12 protein-coding genes are annotated in these 14,013 nt (G+C 30.3%); 6 read left to right on the top strand and 6 right to left on the bottom strand.

Annotated elements, in window-relative coordinates; all coding sequences use genetic code 11:
- Nucleotides 1–58: 58 nt before the first annotated feature.
- From QHG34_RS13755 to QHG34_RS13745, 3 genes are all read right to left on the bottom strand, one after another.
- Entirely contained in the window at nucleotides 59–4,432 is a 4,374-nt protein-coding gene (locus QHG34_RS13755) for a S8 family serine peptidase (RefSeq protein ID WP_282630799.1), read from the bottom strand.
- Between the two features lie 139 nt (nucleotides 4,433–4,571).
- Complete coding sequence (locus QHG34_RS13750) at nucleotides 4,572–4,931, bottom strand: hypothetical protein (RefSeq protein WP_282630798.1); 360 nt, start codon at nucleotides 4,929–4,931, stop codon at nucleotides 4,572–4,574.
- 59 nt (nucleotides 4,932–4,990) lie between these two features.
- On the bottom strand, nucleotides 4,991–5,836 hold the full coding sequence (locus tag QHG34_RS13745) for a glycoside hydrolase family 25 protein (RefSeq protein ID WP_282630797.1): 846 nt from the start codon (nucleotides 5,834–5,836) through the stop codon (nucleotides 4,991–4,993).
- A 49-nt stretch (nucleotides 5,837–5,885) separates the two neighbouring features.
- On the opposite strand from QHG34_RS13745, the gene menA reads away from it, so the two are divergent.
- Together menA and QHG34_RS13735 are read left to right on the top strand one after the other, a co-directional pair.
- Nucleotides 5,886–6,851: a 1,4-dihydroxy-2-naphthoate octaprenyltransferase gene (gene menA, locus QHG34_RS13740; protein WP_407080916.1), complete on the top strand. Its 966-nt coding sequence runs from the start codon at nucleotides 5,886–5,888 to the stop codon at nucleotides 6,849–6,851.
- A 17-nt stretch (nucleotides 6,852–6,868) separates the two neighbouring features.
- Entirely contained in the window at nucleotides 6,869–7,549 is a 681-nt protein-coding gene (locus QHG34_RS13735) for a metal-dependent hydrolase (RefSeq protein WP_282630796.1), read from the top strand.
- A gap of 31 nt (nucleotides 7,550–7,580) precedes the next feature.
- Here QHG34_RS13735 and QHG34_RS13730 read toward each other — a convergent pair whose 3' ends face one another.
- Complete coding sequence (locus QHG34_RS13730; protein ID WP_282630795.1) at nucleotides 7,581–8,333, bottom strand: PA3715 family protein; 753 nt, start codon at nucleotides 8,331–8,333, stop codon at nucleotides 7,581–7,583.
- Nucleotides 8,334–8,472: 139 nt separating this feature from the next.
- Between QHG34_RS13730 and QHG34_RS13725 the strand changes: the two genes are divergently transcribed.
- From QHG34_RS13725 to QHG34_RS13715, 3 genes are all read left to right on the top strand, one after another.
- The gene (locus QHG34_RS13725; RefSeq protein ID WP_282630794.1) at nucleotides 8,473–10,104 is read left to right on the top strand and encodes an ABC-F family ATP-binding cassette domain-containing protein; all 1,632 of its coding nucleotides are present in this window, start codon (nucleotides 8,473–8,475) and stop codon (nucleotides 10,102–10,104) included.
- Nucleotides 10,105–10,205: 101 nt separating this feature from the next.
- Nucleotides 10,206–11,009, top strand: a complete 804-nt coding sequence (locus QHG34_RS13720) for a helix-turn-helix domain-containing protein (protein WP_282630793.1) — start codon at nucleotides 10,206–10,208, stop codon at nucleotides 11,007–11,009.
- 125 nt (nucleotides 11,010–11,134) lie between these two features.
- Nucleotides 11,135–11,899 (top strand): hypothetical protein, encoded by a 765-nt coding sequence (locus QHG34_RS13715; protein WP_282630792.1) that lies wholly within the window; start codon nucleotides 11,135–11,137, stop codon nucleotides 11,897–11,899.
- Between the two features lie 28 nt (nucleotides 11,900–11,927).
- Here the strand turns inward: QHG34_RS13715 and QHG34_RS13710 are convergent, their stop codons facing one another.
- A complete protein-coding gene (locus QHG34_RS13710) occupies nucleotides 11,928–12,506 on the bottom strand; it encodes a PhnA domain-containing protein (protein WP_282630791.1) in 579 nt (192 codons plus the stop codon).
- A gap of 111 nt (nucleotides 12,507–12,617) precedes the next feature.
- On the opposite strand from QHG34_RS13710, the gene QHG34_RS13705 reads away from it, so the two are divergent.
- Nucleotides 12,618–13,469: an ATP cone domain-containing protein gene (locus QHG34_RS13705; RefSeq protein ID WP_282630790.1), complete on the top strand. Its 852-nt coding sequence runs from the start codon at nucleotides 12,618–12,620 to the stop codon at nucleotides 13,467–13,469.
- Between the two features lie 41 nt (nucleotides 13,470–13,510).
- Here QHG34_RS13705 and QHG34_RS13700 read toward each other — a convergent pair whose 3' ends face one another.
- Nucleotides 13,511–13,978: a DUF4268 domain-containing protein gene (locus QHG34_RS13700; RefSeq protein WP_282630789.1), complete on the bottom strand. Its 468-nt coding sequence runs from the start codon at nucleotides 13,976–13,978 to the stop codon at nucleotides 13,511–13,513.
- Between the last annotated feature and the right edge of the window lie 35 nt (nucleotides 13,979–14,013).

The following is a 14,013-nucleotide window of genomic DNA, read 5'->3' as shown; positions in this document are numbered from 1 at the left end:
CAATGTTATTTTTAGAATAGAAAAGGCTCGATATTTATCGAGCCTTTTTGTTTTAAGTTTATTTCTTAATTAATTTAGTTTTGTAAGCTTTACCGTTATTTTTAATAACAAGTATATAAGCTCCACTTGATAAATTAGAAATATTAAGTCCTTGATTTGTTATTTCGTCCTCTGAAAGTCCTTTAGAAATAACTTTTTTACCATCGATAGAATAGATTTCTACTTCAGCCTTACCAATTAGTTTTTCAGCAAATTTTACTTTAACCACATCAATTACTGGATTAGGGAAAGCAGAAATTTCACTTATTTTATTAAGATCTAATGTAGATAAACTACTTACGACAACAACAGCGTCTGGAGATGCATCTGATTTATTGATTTGATCATAAATAGCATACAAATTATATGTGTAAGTACCATTTGCAGTTATAGAATTATCAATATAAACAACATCTGCTGCAGGCACAGTACCAATTACTTTTTTATCTCTTGTAATTTCATAAGAAGTAATATTGCTTGTTGGACCTACACTTAAAACACTCCAATTAGTAGGTTTTGTAGTTGCTTCGGTAGAATTATCAGGAACTACAGCACCATTGCTAGTATCAAATTCAGGTTGCGCTAAAATTGCTTTGTTCGCTTCAATTACTGGTTTGTTACCGATATACATTTCAGTAAACATTCCTGGTTTAGAGATATTAATGTTATCTAAAGCAATATAGGTGTTTTTGTCAGATTTTACATTAGAGCTTAGGAAAGCTAATCTAAATGGAGTTCCGTCTACATTGTTACCTAAATCAAAAGTTTTAAATATTTTGTTTACAGATGTAACAGCAGGACCATCAAAGATAAGTGTACCAGCTTTTATTTCAGCCTCTGTCAAATCTTTTACTTTATCAGTTTTTACAAAATAAATTTTTAAATTATCATTTCCAGCAGTAACACTTCCATAAATAGTCATACTTAACTCCTTATAATCAAGTGGAAGATTAGAAACTACAGGTGATATTAAATAATCATTCGTCGCCTGTGCTTGAGATGATATGTATGCAAAATAATCAGTTGTATTAGGTGAAAAATATGTTCTTCTCCATTTTACATTATCTGTATTACCATCTAACAGTTCCCATCCTGCAGGAGGAAAGGTTGTAGATTGAAAATCTTGCGAAAGCAAACTTATTTTGTTTCCTGGGATTGGTTTTTCCCAAGCAAGATTTACTTTACCATCTGTTAATACAGCCTTTAGATTTTGAGGTGCATTCGTATTTGCATCTACCTTTATAATGTTATTTCCTGTGACAACACTTTGATTACCGTTGTATAAAGCAGTGTATTTTACACTATATGTACCAGCTTTATTAAATTTAACATTAAGATGCTCAGAATTAGCAGATGAGCCTTCTAAATATTCAAATGCTCCTGTTTCGTTAGGAGTAATTTCCCAAACATGAGAAGAAGGATTAGGGAAACCAGACGTAGTGTTTGTAAACTGAACATTTTCTTTAGAGTAGATACGAGGACGATCTATACTAAAACCAGCTTTTATTGTAGGTGCTACAGCTTCAATCTGATTATTTAATGTTGCATTCCCAGTTCCTAAGCTGTTTGTAACATTAAGTGTAATGTTGTATTTACCTTCTTTATCGAAAATCACACTAGGTGTTTCACTATTTGCAGTTGTACCATTTTTATAAGTTACAGTATTTGGTGTAATTGTCCATAAATATGAAGTAGCTGTTGGATTAACAACATTTTCATTTAACAATTTAACTTCTGTTGCAGTTGTAATTGTTTGTGAACCATCTTGTATAGTGTAATTTATGAATGGATTAGGACTTGCACTTTCAATATTTTCAATTTTGAAGTTTTCTAAACCAATGTTATAACTGTTGTTTGCTGAAGAAAAATGATGTAAACCTAAATATTGTATACCATCAGTAGTAGCTGTAAAAGTAAATTCTCTTTTAATCCATGCACTTGGTAGTGTTTGATCCCAAGTAAATTTGTTAATAGAATTAGTCATAGCAGCAATTGTGCTTGCAGCTCCTGTAAAAATTTCTAAATTTTCGTTTCTTGAAGTATTTTGAGAAAACTTCATCGTGTAATACGAAACTTTGTATTTGGAACCAGCTTTTAATTTTACAGGATTTGTAAATAACCAATCATCAGCTTTAGCTCCAGCAGGGAAATTCCATGCAACAGGAGAGCCATTCATAATATAATTAGCTTGTGAAGAAATGACCCAAGTTTTACTATCTTTATTTTCATCAATTACTTTCCAACGAATATCATCCATTAATAATGTATTAAAATCTTGTAACATAGAAGATCCATTTTTAGAAAGATCTATAATAGATGATTTAAAACTTTTCTCTTTGTAGTTATTTGATTTAATAATATCTTCTGTTGATATAATTTCTGCTTTTACAGTATAATTGTAGTAAGGAATAGAAAAATCAAATGTTGTAATTACTTCTGTAGAAGCTCCTGCAGCTAAACTAGCAACTGAAGATGTTGTTTCGTTTACTATTTTACCATCTTGATCTTTAGTTGTAAATTTTACATCAAATGGACCAAAGTTATCTGTTCCATTATTTTTAATAGTTGTCCCTACTTTTGTTTCAATTCCTATTTCGTCATCCGGAACTTTACTTTCAATTTTTTCAAGAGATAAATCTTTATTTGTTGTAAGTCCAGTTACACTAAGTCCATAGTCTACACCATTTGCTTCAAGAGTTTTTTTGTGAGTAAATGATAAAGTAATAGTACCAGTTTTTGGATTTGGAATATAAATTTGTTCTATATTATCTACAATATTGTCTCCAGTTGTAGCTACATTAGCTGGATTGGCTGGATCTAATTTGTAAGGAAGGTATACAACGCCATTTTGTTCTACTCTCAAATCTAAATCATCCATTAATTTAGGAGTTCTATCATTTAGAAAGGATGCATCTCTAGTACCAGTTTTTGGTACTCCAGGTCTATCTAACCAAGCTAATGTAGCTTTAAAAGGAACACCTTCAATAGTATTATATGTTAATGTAACAGTTTCTCCATTTTTAAGATTCCCTTCTTTATAATCAGCATTTTTACCTTTGTTTTCGATATTATCAACAGAGGCTTTTGCATCAATAAGTCCAAAACCATAAATATAATCAGGACCTAAATTACCCGCTTCTTTTGCTGTATTTGTAATAATACTTTTTATAAGAGCTGAAGTAAAATAGTTTCCTGTTTTTTTCTTAGCAAAATCCTGTATTAATGCTATAGCTCCAGTTGTAGATGGAGTAGCCATAGATGTACCACTCATTTTTTCATAAGCACTATCAGAATCAATAGATGTAGAGTATAAGTTTGAACCATCTGCAACAACTGTAGGTACTATACGTCCATCATCTGTTGGTCCCCATGAACTAAAACTAGTCATTATAACACTTTTAGGACCTTGATAATCTAATACTGGTAATACAGCACCAACAATAATAGCATTTTTGGGTAAACTTCCTGTACTTACACAATCATATCCTGTTGCACCTCCATCTTTTTCACCAAGAGTTGTACCTGTACCTGCTGTAGAAGGACCTTCTCCTCTATGATTACCAGCAGATCGTACAAATGTATGCCACGGAGCAGCTTTTAATAGAGCATCTATAGTTTTATCTCTATCAGAATAAAAACCAAACTTATAATCTATTGTAGGACTAACATTACTATCTCCTGACCAAGAATAGGTTGAAGTATTACTATTGTAGGTATACCCTGCATTTTGTCCATAAGAATGGGTAGAGATTAATCCTTCTTGATTAGATAATGACGTATTAACTTCTGATTCTAAGCTGTTAAAATCATAACTAACAATTTTAGAGTCAGGAGCCATTCCTTTTGATAAAGGGTCAATACCAGTAGCTAAAATAGTTCCTGCTACGTGAGTAGAGTGAGCACTAAGTTCATTGACAATAGATCCAATATCGTTACCTATACTTATTTTTCCTTTTAACTCTTGGTGTGTTTCTCTAATACGACCTGCATCCCATTCTAAAACTTTAATATCTTTTCCAGTCAAATTATAACCAGAAATTCCACCTACTTGAAGCTGATTAACACCTGATGTTATGGCAGAATATACATTATCTGTAGAGATATAAATAGGATTTCCATTATCTTCGATTCCTACAAGTTGTGTAATTCTACCATTTTTTTCAACAATTCTGTACGGAATGTTTTTTTGTTCTGAGATAGACTTTAATGTCTTTTCCGGAATAATAGAAGTTTTTAATTGTTTGTTCAATAAATTTAATGCAGTTAAATCTGTTTTTGCTTTAAGAATTTTAGCATCTTCAGCAGTTTGTGCATTTAAATTAATAGAAAGTAAACATAAAAATCCGGCAGTAACAAATACTGTTTTGGGGTTTCGAAAGTAAATTTTCTTCATATTTAATGTTATTTTTGAGTAACGAAAATATAAAAAAAATGTTAAGAAAGAGATTGTTTTTAAATGAAATACTCTTTAAACATAGCTAGTTAGCGATAATTTACTGTTAAAAAAATGATGAAAAACAAAGAAATTAGAATTATTTTTTATTAGAAGTTTCCTCTGTTCGTAATTCTTCTGTGTTTTTTAAATTTATAGTAGAATTTTCTTCTGTCGAAATATAAATCGGAGTTCCATCTTTTTCGATATCTATAAGTTGCGAAATCCTTCCATTTTTCTCAACAATTCTAAACGGGATATTAAGTTTTTTGGCTTGTCTTTTCAATCTTCGTTCAGATTTTGGACAAGTATCGGTTGTTGATTTTAAATCATTTAATGCTTTTTGATCAGTTTTTGCTTTTAACTTTTCTTGATCTTCCTTTGTTTGAGCAAAAGCATTTGAAGTTAATAACAAAAGAAAAGCAGTAAAATATAAAGTATTTTTTAAAGTTGATTTCATCATTAATAGTTTTATAATAGAATATCAAAAATAATACCTATTAAATTTATATCAAATTATTAAAGTGTCAACCCTTCCAAATCATCAACTGTTCCGTTGTAGATATTTACATCAACTTTGTAGCGTTCAACACCATCTATGGTTGCTTTTTCGGTAAATTGCCAAAAATCCCAATGACCTTTCATTTCTTGCACCCAAAAATTGTAATTAGCGATCCAAATAATGTAACCATCAAAATGATCTTGTAAATAATCTTCGAAATATTTGTCCGATGTGTAAATAATCGGTTTGATATTGTAATGCTCCTCAACTATTTTGCACCAATTCTTGATTCCTTCCACTAAACGATCCATCGATTGTGTTTTAGGTAAAGTTTCTATATCCAAAACTGGAGGCAAATCACCGTTTTCTAATTTTACTTTTGCAATAAAATTTTGTGCTTGTAAAGTTGAATTTTCGTCTGGACGATAAAAATGATAAGCACCACGCATAATATTATTTTCTTTCGCACCTTCCCAATTATCCTCAAAAGTCTCATCAATAGATGAAGTTCCCATTGTAGAACGGATAAAAGCGAAATTTATCGGATACAAATTGTAAATCGTATGCATTTTCGTCCAATCAATTTTTCCTTGATAATGCGAAACATCAACACCAAAAGTTTTGAGATAATATTTATCCATCACCTCAATATTTCGGATATCAAATTTTGTAACTTTATCATCAACCAATTTTTCGCCTTTCAGCGATTTTTCTACAACAGAAAAATAGTAATGTATACCATGGCGATAACGATACGCAAAAAAAATAACACACAAAATCAGCAAACTAATCACATAAGTCGAAAGTTTGATTTTTTTTAATGTATTAAAAATAGATTGTTGTGTTTTCTTTTTACGAGGCATTTTAGTAGTTGAAATAGATAAATTCTATGCAATATTACTTCAATTTTCGATGATAAAAAAAGTAAAATCTTCATTATCTTTGTTCAGTATGAAAAAATGGATATTAGCCGCAAGGCTTCGCACATTACCACTTTCTTTGAGTGGATTATTATTGGCTGGATTTATTGCAAAATCAGAAGGAATCTTTCGAAATGATATATTTTTCTTATCTCTTTTAACAACTTTGGCTTTTCAAATTTTATCAAATTTCGCGAACGATTATGGCGATGCGGTAAAAGGAACAGACGCAAATAGAGTAGGAGAACAGCGTGCTGTAGCATCTGGATTGATAACTCAAAACCAAATGAAAGTTGCCATCGGTATTATGATTGCGATTTCTTTAGTTTGCGTTGCTGCGTTATTGTATGTGTCATTTTATCCAAATGATATGAAATACATTTACATTTTTCTTGGCTTGGGTGTTGCTTCTATTTTTGCAGCAATGGCTTATACAATGGGGAAAAAACCATATGGATATATTGGTTTAGGTGATATTTTTGTGTTCTTATTTTTCGGGATTTTAGCAGTTGCTGGTGGAGAATTTTTATATTCAAAAGATTTTCAATGGCAAATTTTATTACCTGCAGCGTCTATGGGATGTTGGAGTGTAGCAGTGTTAAATTTGAACAATATGCGAGATGTGAAAAATGATGTCAAAAACAATAAAATTACCGTTGCATCAAAATTAGGTTTTCAAAAAAGTAAATATTACCAAATGGCTTTAATGACGATTCCATTCGCATTAAGCGCATTATATGTAACGATGTCACCACTTAAACAAGGTAAATTATCTGGTTTTGTATTTTTAATTTTAATCTTTTTTGCGAACGCCATTCGTCGTCAAATTTTTGCAGTGAAAGATCCGAAAGATTTCGATCCATTCTTGAAACAAGTAGCAATGTTAGCTTTATTTTTCGCTGTATTATTAGGATATAGCTTAATCGGTTTCGATTTTATTGATACTTTAATTCGTTAATCACAAAAAAATATATAATGAAAATTCAATACTTAGGACATGCCTCTCTTGCGATTGAAGCAAATGGTAAACATATTGTTGTTGATCCATTTATTACACCAAATGAATTAGCGAAAAGCATCGATTTCGAAACTTTAAAAGCAGATTATATTGTCATTACGCATGCACATCAAGATCATGTGTATGATGTTGAAGAATTGGCAAAACGTACAGGCGCTTTGATTATTTCGAATGCAGAAATTGCTTCTTATTATTCGGAAAGAGGCTTGAAAGCACACGGAATGAATACGGGCGGTAAATTTAGTTTTGATTTTGGTTCGATTCAATCGACGATTGCATTTCATTCGAGTTCATTTGCTGATGGAACGTATGGAGGAGATCCGAATGGTTACATTATCGAAAGCGAAGGAAAGCGTGTTTACATCGCTGGTGATACAGCTTTGACGTACGAAATGAAGTTGATTCCAGACACAATTGGACAACTTGATTTAGCAATTTTACCAATCGGAGATAACTTTACTATGGGTGCAAAAAGTGCTTCTATTGCTGCAGAATATGTACAAGCAACCAAGGTTTTGGGTTATCATTATGACACTTTTCCACCAATTAAAATTGATAAAGCAGAAGCAAAATCTATTTTCTTTTCGCGTCATATTCAATTGATTTTATTAGAAATTGGAGAAGATTTAACAGTTTAAGAAATTCTTTACAACATATTAAAGCTCGAGATTATCTCGAGCTTTCTGTTTCAACATATTCAGTATTATTATATTTCAATTTTTTTGTTGTTTTAGAAGAAAGATGTTTCTCTAAACATTTATTATTTTCAAGATAATTGAATTGATCCTTTATAGTGGTTCGAATAATCAGATTATAAAAATTGTTCATCCCAAATTTGTCAATATCAATTGTAGAATTCATAATTTGATTATCTCTTGTACATATTAAGTCCATTTCTCCTCCTTGAAAATAAATTGGATATTTATTAAGAATTTTTTTTATTTCATTATTTTCAGTGATATATAATGACAAGTTTGTTTCATATGACTGATGAAGTTTTTCACTAACATGATGTGAAACTCTAACTCCAAATGCTCTTGTATTATTATTTAAATTATATAAACCAGTATCAATTTCAATTTTCTCTAATTTTTCTGGTGAATTTGACCAGATATTTTGTTCGATATATTCATGAAGAATTATTCCAGAAGTATTGTCTATAATTAATATATAAGAATCAAATTCATTAAAAAGATTACCATATTTCTCCTTTTCATTATTATATTTAGGGAAAACTATTATTGATTGATTAGGCTTATTAGGTATTTTTTTTTCAACTGCTAGATTATATTCTATTTCATTTGGATTAATTTTTAATTGACTAATCGCTTTTGTAAAAAGAGTAGATACATTATTCTGGGATAAAGTATAGTTTGACAGAAACAAAAGAATACAAATGAAAAAGATTTTGTGTAATTGCATAATAGTTATGGTTTCAATAAATATACATTACTTTTTTGATGCTATATATAGTTCTAAAATAAATATTCATCAATTATTTAAAGTTTTTTAATATTCTTTCTCATTCGATTATCTTTGCCGCAATTATTCGATAAAATTTATGATTACAGTTAATGATATTGCCGTTCAATTCGGTTCTTCAACGTTGTTTAGTGGAGTTAGTTTTGTGATAAACGAAAATGACAAAATTGCCTTAATGGGTAAAAATGGAGCAGGAAAATCTACTTTACTTAAGATTGTTGCAGGAATCAATAAACCTTCTTTGGGAAATATTTCAGCGCCAAAAGATGCGGTAATTGCTTATTTACCACAACATTTGTTAACCGAAGATAATTGTTCTGTTCGCGAAGAAACGTCAAAAGCTTTTGCCGAATATTTATCAATGAAAAATGAAATTGATGAATTAAATGAGCAATTAACTGTACGAACTGATTATGAAAGTGATGATTATATGAAGCTAATCGAGCGCGTTTCGGAAGTCAGTGAAAAATTTTATTCGATAGAAGAAGTGAATTACGAAGCCGAAGTGGAAAAGGTTTTGAAAGGAATGGGATTTGCGCAAGAAGATTTGGATCGATCAACTTCTGAGTTTTCGGGAGGTTGGCGTATGCGAATCGAATTGGCTAAAATTCTTTTGCGCAAACCAGATTTGATTTTATTAGATGAGCCTACAAATCACTTGGATATCGAATCTATTCAATGGTTAGAGGATTTCTTGAAAAATCAAGCCAAAGCTGTGATGGTGATTTCGCACGATCGCACATTTGTCGATAATATTACGAATCGTACAATCGAAGTGACAATGGGACGAATTTATGATTATAAAGCCAAATATTCTGACTATTTAGTGTTGCGTCAAGATCGTAGAATTCATCAGCAAAAAGCTTATGATGAACAACAAAAATTCATTGCTGAAAATAAATTATTTATCGAACGTTTTCGTGGAACTTTCTCTAAAACAGAACAAGTGCAATCGCGCGTTCGTATGCTAGAAAAGTTAGATATAATCGAAGTTGATGAGGTTGATACTTCTGCTTTGAAATTGAAATTTCCAGCAGCAGCTCGTTCGGGACAATATCCTGTTATTGTAGAAAATTTGAATAAAACGTATGGCGATCATATTGTGTTTAAAGATGCAAATATGGTGATTGAACGTGGACAAAAAGTAGCGTTGGTTGGTAAAAATGGTGAAGGAAAATCGACGATGATTAAAGCCATCATGAATGAAATTGATTTCGAAGGAAAATTAGAAATCGGTCATAATGCACAAATCGGATATTTTGCTCAAAATCAAGCCGCTTTATTGGATGAAGATTTAACAATTTTCGAAACGGTAGATCGCATTGCAGAAGGTGATATCAGAACACAAATCAAAAGTATTTTGGGTGCGTTTATGTTCAAAGGTGATGATATCGACAAGAAAGTGAAAGTGCTTTCTGGTGGAGAAAAAACACGTTTGGCAATGGTGAAATTATTGCTAGAACCTTTTAATGTATTGATTTTAGATGAGCCGACAAATCATTTGGACATGAAAACAAAAGATATCATCAAAGATGCGTTAAATGAATTTGAAGGAACGGTAATTTTAGTTTCTCACGATCGTGATTTCTTAGATGGATTGGCTGAAAAAGTTTTCGAATTTGGGAACAAACGTGTCAAAGAACATTTCGAAGATATCAAAGGTTTTCTTGCAACAAAGAAAATGGAAAACTTGAAAGAAATAGAAAAATAAATTCAATTTTAGATATACAAAAAATCCTTAAAATTTATTTTAAGGATTTTTTTAATGTTTCAAATTACCTTTACATTTAAAGAGATTACGGACTTTCTATTATGAATATTGAATACTACAAGCCGAAAAATAAAATTTTACAGAAATATGTTGATGGATACTATTTTATACAAGAAGATAAACAGTCAGGAAGTATAGAGTATGAAACATTTCCTAATAACAATATTTATTATACGATTAATCGTAATACGAGTATTAATGAGCAAACAGATAAAATTTCACTAGATTCCTCTGATAATAATTCGCATGTTGGTTCTTTGGTTTTGAGTTATTCTAAGCCTCTGAGAGTTTTTTATACACATTTGCTAGACGAAATAACAATTTGTTTTAAGCCTTTAGGTATATTTCATTTTGATGTAACTAATTTTAATTCAGTAAATAAAAAGACATTAATTCATTATAATTTGTTTGAAGATATAACTGAATTTTCTGCCAAATTATTTGATTTAACAGTGAATGAAAAAGCAATTGAATTAGAAAAATATTTGATTTCAAAGTTGATAGAAGTTGATTTATCTTTTATGGAGAATATAATTACAGATGTAGAAGATGAAATTAAAATTGAAGATATCTCAGCTAAATATTCAATTTCAAGACAATATCTAAACCGAATTTTTAAAAAATATTTAGGAAAATCTCCTTCCGAATACAGAAAAATATATCGATTCAGAAATTCTTTACTCAATAAAAAAGAAAGTAAAAATTTAACCGAATTGTCATCAACTGATTATTACGATCAATCACATTTTATCAAAGAGTTTAAATCAATCACAAAACTAAAACCAAGTCAATTTTTTAAGGAAGTAGAGATTAATAGCCAAACAATTTTTATATTTTTTGATTAGTTTACATTCTTACAATTTTGAATCTTTTTATTAAAATATTTTAGCCAATAAATTATTTTTACATGATCAATTGGAGAAAAGTTCACTATTTTACTTATACATTTTGTCGCTATTTTTTAGCAACCATGATTATTTCCTACGCTTTTGCAAAAATTTTTAAAACCCAGTTTGTTTCGCAACCAAGTTTATACGATAAACCTATCGGAAATCTAACAGGATTCGAACTTACGTGGTTTTATTATGGTTATTCATATTGGTATGGATTAGTGATAGCTTTTACGCAAATTGTTAGTTCTTTGCTACTTTTTTTCAGACAAACAACAAGAATTGGCATCATCTTATTTTTAACTTTTATGGTTAATATTTTAATGGTAGATTTTGCTTATAATATTGATGATGCAAAAGGAATGGCGATTATCTTAACCATTATGGCGCTTTTCGTTTTCTTTTCTGATTATAAAGAATTGATTAAATATTTTATAAAAACGCCTCCACTATTTGAGGAACAAAGAACTGCTAGGATTAATAAAATAAGTAAACTGAAATTGATTTATATACCTCTTGTTTTTATTGGTTTATATTTTACAATTACAACTCTAAAAGAAAAATATATGAGTCAAAATCAATTTTTTGGAGCTTGGGAAAATGTAGAAAATAATGAACGAATTTATTTTGAATCGGTTAATACATTTCGAAAAGTTGATAATTCTACCTTCAAACCAATTAATTCAGGAATGTATAGTTTTGAGAAAGACTCGATTTATTTAAAAGGAATGCAAGAGGAAAATCAAACTCCTGAAATTATTCTTAAAGGTAAATTTAGGATCAATAATAATGAATTGAAAATAGAAACTTCCAAAGGAGTAGAAACCTATAAAAGAATAAGATAAAAAAATCCACTCAACTGAGTGGATTTTTTTATTTCTTTACAAACTTCGTTAAAATAACGATTAATTGTCCGTCTACTTTTCCTTCAATTTGTTCGGTATTATCATGAACTAAACGAATGTTTCGCACAGCAGTTCCAATTTTTGCATTAATAGAAGAACCTTTTACGTCTAAATCTTTAATCAATGTCACCGTATCTCCATTCACCAAAATATTTCCGTTGCTATCCTTGTGCAAATCTACACTTCCGTCACCTTCGTGATCGCCAGAAGCTTTTGCCCACTCCATATTTTCGTCATCCAAATACATCATATCCAAAGCGTCAGCAGCCCAAGATTCGTTTCTGAAACGATTCAACATTCGCCAAGAAAGCACTTGTACAGCAGGAACTTCACTCCACATAGAAGAAAGTAAAAATGATTCCCAAAACGAAGCATCTAATTCTTCTTTCTTTTCAATTTGGTTGATGCATTTTTGAGTTATATAGACATTTCGATCCGGATTGCTACTCGCATCAGGATTTACTTCATAAATAGTTAAATTTTCTGTAGAACCAGTTAATTCGCACTGATTACCACTTCTTTCTTGTAAAAATGTTTCTAATTTCATGTGTTGATTTTAAAACTTTTGCAAAGATAACCTTTATTTAGAATTTAAACTTTTAAGGTATTTTAATCAGAATTATTTAAATTCGTTAAGAATAAAATTCAACCTTAAAATATGTTAGTAAAGAAAAACTCGGGCGAGTTAATCCCATATGATCCAAAAGCTTTAAAACGTTCGTTAACGAAATCTGGTGCAAAAAAAGAGGAAGTTGAAGAAGTTTTCGAATTAGTTTCGAAAGACTTATACGATGGAATTTCGACCAGAGATTTGTATAAAAAAGCATTTCAATATCTCAAAAATTACCGTAGTTCTTATGCAGCAAGATATAGTTTGAAACGTGCTTTGAGAGATTTGGGACCAGAAGGTTATTATTTTGAGAAATGGATTGGTAAATTAATGGAATCTGCCGGTTACGAATCTCTGCATTCGGAAGTTGTACAAGGTAATGCTGTAACACACGAGATTGATGTAGTAGCTTCTAAAGGAGATCAATTGCTTTTTTGCGAATGCAAATTCAGAAATGATGAAGATGCAAAAATTTCGGTAACAACACCAATGTACTTTTTATCACGTATGAAAGAAGTACAAGATCATACTTATCATTTTTTTGGGCGTGATATGAAACCTACGAAAGGTTTTTTGGTCACAAATGCTTATCTAACGACAGATAGTATAGATTTTGCAAATTATTACGGAATTGGATTAATTTCGTGGGATTATCCAGAAGATTTGAGTATTAAACACTTGGTTGATAGTGCTGCGCTTTATCCAATAACATGTTTAACGACGTTGACAGACGAACAAGAAAAAGTATTATTATCTAAAGAGTGTATTTTAGTAAAAGATTTAAAAGATAATCCAAAGGTTTTAGATTCGTTAAATTTAGGGCAAGATCAATTAAAAGAAGTTCTAGAAGAAGCGAATGAATTGTTAGAAATTGATAATTTTACCTGTGTAATAGAATAGAAAATAGACAAAAGAAGCTCGATATCGAGCTTCTTTTGTTTTTATAATTGTTCGAAAATTTCAAAACTTTCTTTGTGATCACACCAAAATTCATCCAAATTAATCATTCTATCTTTTAGGAATGGAATAATTTGTGGCCAATCAGTTTCTCTAAAAATACTAATGTTTTCTAAACGTGTTTTTATCGTCGAAATCATTTTTCCGTCATCATCATAATCTTCTTTTGTCCAAATCCATTTTTCGCCAAGATAACTTTCCAAAACATTTTCATATTCCTCAAACTGCTCATAAATCATTAATTGAACTGATGGATCTGGGTGTGAAATTTCTATCGAAACCTCTGCAAACTTACGTTCAACATCGGTTCTAAAATATATTCCTTTTACATCAGTTTTATAATTTATCCAATTAATACGCGTTCCTTCGGCATTCATTTGCAATTTCATATATGTACCATACGAAATCCAAAAATCTTTTTTTATGCGATAAGCATCTTCTTTTGAAAACAAATTGATTATTTTTTTACAAAAATCGGTTTAATATT

The organism is Empedobacter sedimenti (assembly GCF_030005555.1).
In the GTDB taxonomy this organism is placed as follows: domain Bacteria; phylum Bacteroidota; class Bacteroidia; order Flavobacteriales; family Weeksellaceae; genus Empedobacter; species Empedobacter sedimenti.
The sequence above is the reverse complement of the archived record's forward strand: the minus strand, read 5'-3'. Positions and strand labels throughout refer to the sequence as shown.